General features: G+C 38.4%; 11 protein-coding genes. 8 read left to right on the top strand and 3 right to left on the bottom strand.

Features of this window, described 5'->3' with window-relative positions; translation table 11 throughout:
- Positions 1 to 85: 85 nt before the first annotated feature.
- Together QS62_RS08980 and pmbA are read right to left on the bottom strand one after the other, a co-directional pair.
- The gene (locus QS62_RS08980) at positions 86 to 1,030 is read right to left on the bottom strand and encodes a bile acid:sodium symporter family protein (protein ID WP_066109051.1); all 945 of its coding nucleotides are present in this window, start codon (positions 1,028 to 1,030) and stop codon (positions 86 to 88) included.
- A 265-nt stretch (positions 1,031 to 1,295) separates the two neighbouring features.
- On the bottom strand, positions 1,296 to 2,645 hold the full coding sequence (gene pmbA, locus QS62_RS08985; protein ID WP_066109054.1) for a metalloprotease PmbA: 1,350 nt from the start codon (positions 2,643 to 2,645) through the stop codon (positions 1,296 to 1,298).
- 114 nt (positions 2,646 to 2,759) lie between these two features.
- Between pmbA and yjgA the strand changes: the two genes are divergently transcribed.
- The 8 genes from yjgA (at position 2,760) to QS62_RS09025 (ending at position 10,264) form a co-directional block, all read left to right on the top strand.
- Positions 2,760 to 3,290, top strand: a complete 531-nt coding sequence (yjgA, locus tag QS62_RS08990; RefSeq protein ID WP_066109057.1) for a ribosome biogenesis factor YjgA — start codon at positions 2,760 to 2,762, stop codon at positions 3,288 to 3,290.
- Positions 3,291 to 3,407: 117 nt separating this feature from the next.
- Positions 3,408 to 4,037: a superoxide dismutase [Mn] gene (sodA, locus tag QS62_RS08995; RefSeq protein ID WP_066109060.1), complete on the top strand. Its 630-nt coding sequence runs from the start codon at positions 3,408 to 3,410 to the stop codon at positions 4,035 to 4,037.
- A gap of 238 nt (positions 4,038 to 4,275) precedes the next feature.
- Complete coding sequence (rlmN, locus tag QS62_RS09000) at positions 4,276 to 5,397, top strand: dual-specificity RNA methyltransferase RlmN (protein ID WP_066109063.1); 1,122 nt, start codon at positions 4,276 to 4,278, stop codon at positions 5,395 to 5,397.
- Positions 5,398 to 5,424: 27 nt separating this feature from the next.
- Positions 5,425 to 5,985 carry a type IV pilus biogenesis/stability protein PilW gene (pilW, locus tag QS62_RS09005; RefSeq protein WP_066109066.1) on the top strand — a complete coding sequence of 187 codons (561 nt, stop codon included), beginning with the start codon at positions 5,425 to 5,427 and terminating at the stop codon, positions 5,983 to 5,985.
- 83 nt (positions 5,986 to 6,068) lie between these two features.
- A complete protein-coding gene (locus QS62_RS09010; RefSeq protein ID WP_231923697.1) occupies positions 6,069 to 7,178 on the top strand; it encodes a RodZ domain-containing protein in 1,110 nt (369 codons plus the stop codon).
- 30 nt (positions 7,179 to 7,208) lie between these two features.
- Positions 7,209 to 8,324, top strand: coding sequence for a flavodoxin-dependent (E)-4-hydroxy-3-methylbut-2-enyl-diphosphate synthase (ispG, locus tag QS62_RS09015; protein WP_066109069.1), 1,116 nt, complete (start codon positions 7,209 to 7,211; stop codon positions 8,322 to 8,324).
- Positions 8,325 to 8,351: 27 nt separating this feature from the next.
- The gene (gene hisS / locus QS62_RS09020) at positions 8,352 to 9,635 is read left to right on the top strand and encodes a histidine--tRNA ligase (RefSeq protein ID WP_066109072.1); all 1,284 of its coding nucleotides are present in this window, start codon (positions 8,352 to 8,354) and stop codon (positions 9,633 to 9,635) included.
- Between the two features lie 11 nt (positions 9,636 to 9,646).
- Positions 9,647 to 10,264, top strand: a complete 618-nt coding sequence (locus tag QS62_RS09025) for a YfgM family protein (protein WP_066109077.1) — start codon at positions 9,647 to 9,649, stop codon at positions 10,262 to 10,264.
- A gap of 198 nt (positions 10,265 to 10,462) precedes the next feature.
- Here QS62_RS09025 and QS62_RS09030 read toward each other — a convergent pair.
- On the bottom strand, positions 10,463 to 11,358 hold an 896-nt coding region (locus tag QS62_RS09030; protein WP_197496289.1), incomplete at its 5' end, for an autotransporter outer membrane beta-barrel domain-containing protein.

Below are 11,358 nucleotides of genomic sequence, written 5' to 3' on the forward strand. Positions count from 1 at the left end.
TTGTTCCTTTTTATTTGTTAATGAAATAAGCGACAAAATAATGCCGCTTATTCTATGCTTTTTTTTACTGAATTGCAGTGTTTTTCTATTTTCGTAACTCTTCTTTACTATTCATTGAAGCAAAAAGCGTTGCCAAAATCGGCCCTGAAATATTGTGCCAAAAACTAAACACCGCGCTTGGTACTGCAGCAATCGGATTAAAATAAGCCGTTGCCAATGCAGCACCTAAACCAGAATTTTGCATCCCTACTTCAATCGCAATCGCTTTGCTATCTGCTAAATTCAACTTAAAGAGTTTCGCTACTAAGAAACCAAGCAAATAACCTAAACCGTTATGTAACACCACGACAAAGAAGATAAATAAACCAGATTCAATAATTTTGTCTTTGCTGACTGCTACTACCGCAGCCAAAATCAACACGATTGCAATAACTGAAACTAATGGGGTACAAGTACCTAATTTCACCATTTGTTTCGTTAATAATGTTCTAGCAAGAACACCTAAGAAAACTGGGAATAACACAATCTTCAATACAGAAATAAACATTGCATAAGCATCAATATCCAACCATTGACTCGCTAATACATAGAATACCGCTGGAGTTAAGAATGGTGCTAATAAAGTGGAAACAGAAGTACAAGCTACAGATAACGCCGTATTTCCTTTCGCTAAATAAGTCATCACGTTAGATGAAGTACCGCCTGGGCACGCGCCCACTAAAATCACACCAACAGCTAAATCAGGCGGTAAATTAAAACCTTTTGCTAATGCATAAGCAATGCCCGGCATCACCACAAATTGTGCTACCACACCAATAAAAACAGCTTTTGGATGTTTTACTACTTCACTGAAGTCTTGTACTGTTAAGGTAATTCCCATACCAAACATCACAATTCCCAATAAATAAGGCACATAAGCAACAAACCCGGCGAAAAAACTTGGAAATTGATAAGCTAGGAAGGCAAAAAGTAATACCCAGATTGAAAAAGTTTTGCCAGCAAACTGGCTGATTTTTTGTAATGTTTGCATAATTTTTATCCTTAGATACTGCTAAATTATTATTTAATTAGTAAAAGCTCTAAGAATTTACCGCTTTATTGAAAATTTTCAATCGATTTATCACTTTTTTTTAGAAAAAAGAAAAGGCGGGGAATCCCTTCCTCGCCTTTTCACTACTACAAATTTACTTTCTACTCTACTACTACTCGGACTGCACACTCACTCTATGCCGACCTGTGTTGAATAGTAGCAGATTATTTTTTAATGTCAATAAGAATTATTCTCATTTATAAAATTATTCACCAGACACTTTCATATTTTCAATTAAAATAGAACCAGTACGAATATTTGAACGCTCTTCTACATCATCCGTTACCGCAATAATCTGTTTTAACATCTCCGGCAAACTGCCTGCGATAGTAATTTCCGCTACTGGAAATTGAATTTCACCATTTTCCACCCAAAATCCTGCAGCACCACGCGAATAATCTCCTGTTACCAAATTAACACCTTGTCCCATCAATTCAGTAACCAATAACCCCGTTCCCATCTGTTTTAGTAAGGCAGCCAAACCACCAGCACAATTTGGTTTCACCAACCAATTATGAATACCGCCAGCGTGTCCTGTTGTCTGCATACCTAATTTTCTAGCGCTATATGAAGTCAATAGATAAGTTTGTAACACACCATCCGTAATAATTTCCTGATCGCGTGTCATTACGCCTTCACTATCAAATGGCGTTGAAGCTAATTGTCCTAATAAGTGCGGTCTTTCACTAATTTGGAACCAAGATGGTAAAACTTGTTGCCCTAATTGATCTAATAAAAATGAAGATTTACGGTATAAAGATCCACCACTAATCGCCGAAGCTAAATGCCCGATAATACCGGTTGCCACATCATTCAAAAAGATCACCGGCACTTGTAATGTGTTTAATTTTTGCGGATTTAAACGTGCTAATGTCTTTTTCGCACAATTTTCTCCAACCCATAATGCAGATTGAAGATCAGCAAAATTTCTAGAAATGGTATATTCATAATCGCGCTCTAATGCCTGATTTTGTTCAGCAATCACACTACAAGAAAGCGAATAACGTGACGATAAATAGCTATTCAACACCCCATAAGTATTGCCATAAACGCGAATGCCTTCACTTGAATTAAAGCTAGCTCCCTCACTATTAACAATTTTAGCATCATAATCTAACGCTGCTGTTTCCGCAGATAATGCCAGTTCCACCGCACGATCAACCGAAATATCAGTTGGATGATACAGCTGTAAATCTGGCGGATTAAATGCCATTAACTCTTTTGGTGCCAAACCTGTACAATCATCTTCCGAAGTATATTTCGCAATAGATAATGCTGATTCTACTGTACGTTTAATCGCCTCATTGCTTAAATCCGAAGTCGAAGCATTGCCCTTTTTATTCCCTACATAAACAGAAATCCCTAATGCACCATCATTATTAAATTCTAAATTTTCAATCTCTTTTAAACGGGTAGAAACGCTCAAACCTGTTACTTTCGTGATACTTACTTCCGCAGCCGCGCCAGCTTGAGCCGCTAGTGATAAAGCGTAATCGACTGCATTACAAAGATGCTGTTGCTGTTGTAGAAAATCTTGTTGTTTTTGTTGCGTCATCTTCTTCTCTCTTTCGCACTTTTTTATCAATGGAAAAGGATTATATAAAAAATCACAGATCTTCTGCTAGAATGTAGCGCCATATTTCACATTATTACTAATAGGAAAACGGAAATGCGACATAAAAATAAAGAGTTAGAGTGGCAAGAAGAAGAGGATGAAGAGATCATTTGGGTGAGTAAAAGTGAGATTAAACGTGATGCCGAAATGTTAAAACAGCTCGGACAAAAAATCGTTGATTTACCGGAAAGTTCGTTAAATCTAATTCCATTAGATGATCAACTCGCCGACGCAATTCAATTGGCCAGACGTCTTTCTCGTGAAAGTTATCGCCGTCAAATTCAATATATTGGCAAATTATTACGGCAACGTGATGTTGAACCCATTCAAGCTGCATTGGATAAAATTGAAAATAAGCATAATCAGCAACAAATTTTATTACACAAAATTGAAGCTTATCGTGAAGCTTTATTAAGCAATGGTGATGAAACTATTACCGAATTGCTTAATGAGTATCCAACATTGGAACGCCAAAAATTACGTGCATTAATTCGTAATGCGCTAAAAGAAAAGGAAAACAATACTCCACCAAAAGCATATCGTGAGATTTATCAATACCTTAAAGAACATATTTTGGATGTATAGGTTTTTGTTATCAAAAATAAAGGTGTTTTCTTTCAAAAAATTTGTTAAGATTTTGGCCGTTTTCGGTACTTATATGACACCGTTTATTAACATTTTTTAACAACAGAGGATGAAATTATGGCTTTCAAATTACCTGAATTAGGTTACGCTTATGACGCTTTAGAACCACATTTTGATGCGTTAACTATGGAAATCCACCATAGCAAACACCACCAAGCTTATGTGAATAATGCAAATGCTGCATTAGAGGGTTTATCACAAGAATTACAAGATATGTGCCCAGGCCAACTTTCTTCTAACTTAGATAAAGTACCAGCAGAAAAATTTACTGCACTACGTAACAACGCTGGTGGTCACTTCAACCACTCTCTTTTCTGGAAATCATTGAAAAAAGGTACTACTTTACAAGGTAAATTAAAAGAAGCGATTGAACGTGATTTTGGTTCTGTTGACGCATTCAAAGCGGAATTTGAAAAAGCTGCTGCAACCCGTTTTGGTTCTGGTTGGGCATGGTTAATCGTGAAAGATGGTAAATTAGCAGTTGTTTCTACCGCTAACCAAGATAACCCATTAATGGGTAAAGAAGTTGCTGGTTGCGAAGGCTTCCCACTTGTAGGTCTTGATGTTTGGGAACACGCTTATTACTTAAAATTCCAAAACCGTCGTCCAGACTACATCAAAGAATTCTGGAATGTCGTAAACTGGGATTTCGTAGCTAAACGTTATGAAGATCATTTAGCAAAATAATTTAGCTTATTTGCCAGAAAGCCGCACTAAAGCGGCTTTTTTTATGCTTACAACAGCAGCTAATTTTGCAATATTTGTTATTTTGTCGATCTACTGCACAAAATTCTGCTTACAACCAACAAATAACCCAATAAATTTACTAGCATAACGCACTACAAATCAGTAAAATTCGTGCTTTTTATACTCACTACATTAAGCACACTCCAGCCATAATGTGTAATAACGAGGCGATTTATTTATGTCAACAACTGAAAAGACCAATTTATTAAATTTAACACGTCAAGATATGCGCAACTTTTTAGCAACACTTGGCGAAAAACCTTTCCGCGCTGATCAAATTATGAAATGGATTTATCACTACGGAGAAGATAATTTCGACAATATGACCAACATTAACAAAGTGTTGCGTGAAAAATTAAAACAAGTTGCCGAAATTAAAGCACCAGAAATCGCCGTAGAACAACGTTCTTCTGACGGCACTATCAAATGGGCTATGCAAGTTGGTGACCAACAAATTGAAAGTGTTTATATTCCGGAAGCGGATCGAGCAACACTTTGTGTATCGTCACAAGTTGGCTGCGCATTAGCTTGTACATTCTGCTCTACCGCTCAACAAGGTTTCAACCGCAATCTGACTGTTTCTGAAATTATTGGACAGGTATGGCGTGCTTCTAAAGTATTAGGAACTTTTGGCGAAACTAATGTTCGCCCAATTACTAACGTAGTAATGATGGGAATGGGCGAACCCTTATTGAATGTCAGCAATGTAGTTCCGGCAATGGAAATTATGCTCGATGATTTTGGTTATGGTTTATCTAAACGTCGCGTAACGCTTTCCACTTCCGGCGTCGTACCGGCATTAGATAAATTAGGCGAGATGATCGACGTTGCATTAGCAATTTCTCTACACGCGCCAAACGATAAATTACGTGATGAAATCGTACCGCTAAACAAAAAATATAATATTCAAACCTTAATTGATTCTGTTAATCGCTATTTAAAAATCTCCAATGCCAATCATGGTAAAGTCACCATTGAATATGTGATGCTTGATCATGTTAATGATGAAATTGAGCACGCACATCAATTAGCGAAAGTATTAAAAAATACCCCTTGTAAAATCAATTTAATTCCATGGAATCCGTTCCCAGAAGCGCCGTACAACAAAAGTTCTAATTCAAGAATTGACCGCTTCCAAAAGACCTTAATGGAGTATGGTTTTACAGTGATCGTGCGCAAAACACGTGGTGATGATATCGATGCGGCTTGCGGACAATTAGCGGGCGATGTAATTGACCGTACAAAACGTACTGCACAAAAACGTGCCTTTGGTAAGGCAATTGCTATTAATCAATCTTAAACTTAAAACAAAATAAGTGAGGAAAATATGTTATCAATCTCTTCTTTATCTAAATTAGCCATCATATTTTTCTCACTACTCTCTCTTTTTTCTTGTAGCTCCTCACCTACCAAACAACCGACCAGCGGTAACGCAGCGGCAGCAAAAACTCGAGTAGAATTAGGTCTTGCTTATCTAGCTCAAGGTAATTTAGCACTTGCCAAAGCGAATTTAGATAAAGCTCTACAACACACACCAAATGACTATTTACCCTATCTTGGTTTAGCATATTTTTATCAACACACTGCACAAAACCAACAAGCAGATCACTATTACCAAAAAGCACTACAATTAGTGCCAGACAATGGCGACGTCTTAAACAATTACGCCACTTATCTCTGTAATCAACGTCAATTTGAGCAAGCTTTCCAATTTTTCGACAAAGCCTTAGCCAGTAAAGCCTACTATCATTTCGCTGATACCTACGAAAATATTGTGATTTGTGCCTATCTCGCCAATGATCAGCAGAAAGTAAATACTGGGCTTATGCAGCTAAAAAAATATGCACCCGAAAAGGCAGAAGCGTTGCAACAACGGATAAAAAATTAATAAGAATTGCAGTGAATCTCTTGTAAGTGTTCCACTCTTGTTATTCATTCCTGTATAATAGCCCAACGTTTAACGAGTAACTGATGGCAGATTATTGCCATCACTCAAGATATTATCCTATTCAACTACAATTAACTTTTATTATGGATCAAGAACAACTCTCTAATAGCGTAAATTTAGGACAGCAATTACGCCAAGCTCGTGAAAAATTAGGGCTAACCATTGAAGAAGTCGCAGAAAAAACGAATCTTAAAACAGCGGTATTAACACAATTTGAAAATAACGAATTTACTATTCCACATATCCCGGCAACCTTTGCGCGCGGCTATCTTCGCAGTTATTTAAAATTTCTCAAACTACCTGCGGAATTAATCCAAACACAAACTGTATTTGGCGAAGAAGTAAAAAATGATTTAAATAAAAATCATCGCACTAAAAATTCAGTGAATCGTTACGTATCTCACCACCATTGGCTACGTCCACTAAGTTGGATTGTACTGATTGTAATTATTGGCATGACCGTATTATGGTGGTGGCAAGATCATCAACGTTCTAACAGCGAAAGAGAAACTTTTGTTGAAGAGCACAAAACAACTGAAACTGCCGCGAATAATCAGCCAGCTCCAGTTACTGATACTTTAACCGCTCCAGATGCTGCTAATAACGCTAACAATTCAGCACAAGCGACTGCCGATGCTACTGCGGAACAACAAAATAACGCCGTAGTAGAACAAATTACTAGTGATAATAATGCTGCGCCACAAACAACTGCGCCACAAGCAGCCGCACCAACAGACACCACGAAAAGTAATGATAGCAACATTACTTATCCGAACACTTCTACCGAAGCATTAACTACCGAAATGAATAAAATTGATGGCACAGCAACATCAGCAACCGCAGCAACAACGACACCAAACCAAAGTGCCCCTGCTGCAACTGATGTTATTCCAAACAATTTAAAAATTGAAATTACCGGTGAAAGCTGCTGGCTAAGTGTAAAAGATGTTAATCGTAAAACTTTAGCGGAACGTGAATACCGTCAAGGTGAAATTCTTGATTTAACAGGTGAACCGCCATACTCATTAATTATTGGCGCACCACAAAATGTGAAAATTACTTATCAAGGACAAGATGTTCCACTAAAAATTGATGGTCGTGTTGCTAAATTAACACTACCAGCACAACAATAAATGAAATCAATCAAAATAAGAATTTAAGCTATGTTAAAACAATCACCTATTCAACGTAGAAAATCAACTCGCATTTATGTTGGTAATGTGCCGATTGGCGATGGTGCGCCTATCGCCGTACAATCAATGACCAATACTCGTACTACCGATGTTGAAGCAACCGTCGCACAAATCAAAGCATTAGAACGTGTTGGCGCTGATATTGTGCGTGTTTCTGTACCAACAATGGATGCAGCAGAAGCTTTTAAACTTATCAAACAACAAGTCAATATACCGCTTGTTGCCGATATCCATTTCGACTACCGTATTGCATTAAAAGTCGCTGAATATGGTGTCGATTGCTTACGTATTAATCCAGGTAATATCGGGCGTGAAGATCGTATTCGTGCCGTTGTCGATTGTGCCAGAGATAAAAATATTCCAATTCGTATCGGCGTAAATGCCGGTTCTTTGGAGCGAGATTTACAAGAAAAATATGGCGAACCTACACCAGAAGCATTATTAGAATCCGCTTTACGTCATGTCGATATTCTCGACCGTTTAAACTTTGATCAATTCAAAGTGAGCGTAAAAGCTTCCGATGTCTTTCTTGCCGTAGAATCTTACCGCTTATTAGCAAAACAAATTAAGCAGCCATTGCATTTAGGTATTACCGAAGCTGGCGGCGCAAGATCCGGTGCGGTAAAAAGCGCTATCGGTTTAGGTATGTTGCTTGCAGAGGGAATTGGTGATACTTTACGCGTTTCGCTCGCTGCTGATCCAGTAGAAGAAATTAAAGTCGGTTTTGATATTCTTAAATCATTACGTATCCGTTCTCGTGGTATTAACTTTATCGCTTGTCCAACTTGTTCGCGTCAAGAATTTGACGTAATCGGTACAGTTAATGCACTAGAACAACGCTTAGAAGATATTACGATGCCGTTAGATGTTTCAATTATCGGCTGTGTGGTAAATGGGCCGGGCGAGGCTTTAGTATCCGATCTTGGCGTTGCTGGTGGTAATAAGAAAAGCGGCTTTTATTTAGCTGGCGAACGCCAAAAAGAACGTTTTGATAATGATCAGTTAATCGATCAACTAGAAGCACAAATTCGAGCACGTGTCAGTGCTTTAGATCCGAAAAATCAAATTAAAGTAGAACAAATTTAACTTAAGTAATTTAAATAGGAAATTAACGTGGCAAAAACAATTCAAGCAATTCGTGGAATGAATGATTATCTGCCGAGTGATACACCGCTCTGGCAATGGGTGGAAAATAAAGTTAAACACCGTTTAAACAGTTACGGTTATAGCGAAATTCGTATGCCGATTGTTGAATCTACTCCACTTTTTGCACGCGCTATCGGTGAAGTCACCGATGTGGTTGAAAAAGAAATGTTTACTTTCAATGATCGTGATGAAGAAAGTTTAACTTTGCGCCCAGAAGGAACCGCTGGTTGCGTCCGCGCAGGTATCGAACATGGTTTACTCTATAACCAAGAACAACGTCTATGGTATATCGGGCCAATGTTCCGCTATGAACGCCCACAAAAAGGCCGCTATCGTCAATTCCATCAATTTGGAGTAGAAGTTTTTGGTATTGCCAATCCATTAATTGATGCTGAATTAATTATTATGACCGCAAAACTTTGGCAAGATCTTGGCATTGCGGATCACGTACAACTACAACTCAACTCTATCGGTTCATTAGAAGCACGTAAGAACTACCGCGCTGCGTTGGTCGATTATTTACAAGGACATTTCGATATTCTTGATGAAGATAGTAAACGCCGTTTAACCACCAATCCATTACGAATTCTTGACAGCAAAGATGCAAAAGTACAAGAAGTGTTAAACGATGCGCCAAAATTACACGACTATTTAGATGATGATTCACGTCAGCACTTCGAAACCCTATGCAGCATTCTTGATCAATATGGCATCAAGTATGAAATCAACCAAAAATTGGTGCGTGGCTTAGACTATTACAACAAAACCGTATTTGAATGGGTAACCAGTGCGTTAGGTGCGCAAGGTACCGTTTGTGGCGGCGGTCGTTATGATGGTTTGGTAGAGCAACTTGGCGGACACGCTACACCAGCAGTCGGTTTTGCGATGGGTTTAGAGCGTTTAGTACTATTAATTCAAGAAGTGGTCGCCGATTTACCAATCAATCCAAATGTGGATATTTATATTGTCCATCAGGGCGATAACACTACATTACCGGCGTTACAAGTCGCGACACAAATTCGTGATCAATTACCGCAAACAAAAGTGTTATTACATTGCAGCGGCGGTAATTTCAAAAAGCAATTTAAACGCGCTGATAAATCTGGAGCAAAATTTGCTATTATCCTTGGCGAAGATGAAGTTGCTCAACAACAAGTCGTCATCAAAGATCTTCTCAGTGGTGCAGAACAAGTAACCTTACCAATGAGCGAGATAATTAACTATTTAACTCCATTCTATCAATCTCATTAAGGAGAGAAATTGTGGCTTATACAACAAGTGATGAACAACTACAAATAGAAGAAATTAAGCAGTGGTGGAAAGAAAACGGTAAGGTGATTATTCTGGCAGTGATTTTGGCAATTGCTGGTGTATTTGGCTGGCGTTATTGGCAAAGCTACCAACTTAGTAAAGTACACCAATCTTCAGCAAACTTTAGTCAAATTTTGGCAGCAACTGAAGCTAATCCAACTGCTGATAATCCGCAATTAACGCAATTTATTAAAGAAAACCCTGACAATGTTTATGCGACTTTCCTGTTATTAGATAAAGCAAAAAGTTTAGTTGATGCAAAACAATGGGAAAAAGCCGCTGCTACATTAACAGAAGCATTGGGTAATACCAAAGATGCTGCTTTATCATCATTGATTTCATTACGTTTGGCGAATGTACAAACGCAATTAAAGCAATTTGATGCCGCTTTAGCGACTTTGAATAAAGTTTCTGAACAAGCGTGGCAAGGTCGTAAATCAATGTTAATGGGCGAAATTTACTACGCTATGGGTAAAAAAGAGGAAGCGAAAAAAGCGTTTGAAACCGCATTAACTACTGCTAATCCGTTAGAAGCTCAATGGCTACAAGTTCAATTAAATAATCTTTAATTCTTTATTGCTAAATTCCCCTCTTTATTTGCTTAAAGAGGGGAATTTTTTATTATTTAGATTCAGCTCAATATTTTGTGATGAGTTTTTTTATCATTTGAATTAAGGGCTGTGCTTTGTGGCGAAATTTGGATAAAAAAATATCCCGCGGATAGCGAGATATTTTATTTAGATTTACGTTAAGCAACTAAAACGTGATTAAAAACGAATATTAAAATTCGCCTGTACACCTAAAGAATGACTACCTTCACGTCCTATCGCTTGTCCGCCGAATTGCAAGCTGACATTTGGTGTGAAATGATAGGTGCTGCCTAACTCGATATCACCAATCACCCGACCAAACTTACCATTTTTCACACTAAAGGTATTGGTTGGTAAGGCGCTAAATGCGGCGGTAATCGCTTGCTCACGATGCAGTAAATCTACCCCGACACTCGCTTTAGCATAGAGTGAAAGTTTATCGGTAACAGCTTTATCAAATTTAACTCCCGTTCTAGCGATTAAGGCTTCGCTGGTTTGACCTTTTACCGTTAAGTTCATTAACTCTGCGCCAGTTTCGTGATAACTATCCGCACCAATACGAGTGTAATCTAAGCGTAAGAATGGCGTAATCGCATCACTTAAGTGATAATTAACACCCATTCCGGCGCTCATCATATCGGCATTGTAATCACTCTTCGCTAATTTCTGGTTGAGCTGGGTATAACGTTTACCATCAATCTCCGCTTTACCGACACCAATATAAGCTTCAATATCGGTTTTCGCTGAGGTAATGGCATTACCATATAACCCCACTTGCCAGCTATTGGCTTTCATTTGATGCTTATCAGCAATACCGCGACTATCCGCTTTAGAATGTACCGCACTCGCATAAATACCGAGTTTTACGTTTTCAGTGAAACAACGGTCGCTTCCCATCGCAATTCCTTGATGATTAGCGTCATATCCGGAACGTTTGCCATCAGCTTGTTGCGTTGACCAACTGCCTAATAGATTTATCCAAGCGTGGTTATCACCTTGTGCGCCACAACGGTCGACTGGTAAATAACGGTGCATTAAATCGGCTGATTCCATTAAGCTTCGATTAGTTGTAC

Source organism: Gallibacterium salpingitidis, assembly GCF_001678495.1.
Classification (GTDB): domain Bacteria; phylum Pseudomonadota; class Gammaproteobacteria; order Enterobacterales; family Pasteurellaceae; genus Gallibacterium; species Gallibacterium salpingitidis.